General features: G+C 40.9%; 1 pseudogene. It reads right to left on the bottom strand.

Going from position 1 to position 264, the window contains the following annotated elements:
• Window positions 1-264 (bottom strand): annotated as a pseudogene (locus AAEY55_RS18405) (serine/threonine protein kinase); the annotation flags it as partial.

The following is a 264-nucleotide window of genomic DNA, read 5'->3' as shown; positions in this document are numbered from 1 at the left end:
GTACAATAGGCTGCGGGCTTAAACCATTTTTATGACGACGTAAATCAAGCAACACATTTCTTAATTTAACCGCTAAGCTCATTATTTTGGCGGCCGGTAAGCGCCCTTGCTTTAGTGATACTTTTTCAAGGTCTTCACCAATGGCGCGCGCCATCATCAAAATACCTTGTTTTTTTATTCGCTCAAAGCCATAAAATGTTGGCACTAAGGGATTTTTGATTTGCGAAAGCATATACGCTTCATCTTCAAGACGATCACGTACAC

Source organism: Pseudoalteromonas sp. 120-MNA-CIBAN-0494 (genome assembly GCF_040308885.1).
In the GTDB taxonomy this organism is placed as follows: Bacteria; Pseudomonadota; Gammaproteobacteria; order Enterobacterales; family Alteromonadaceae; genus Pseudoalteromonas; species Pseudoalteromonas nigrifaciens.
This window is presented reverse-complemented; position numbering and strand designations above follow the sequence as displayed.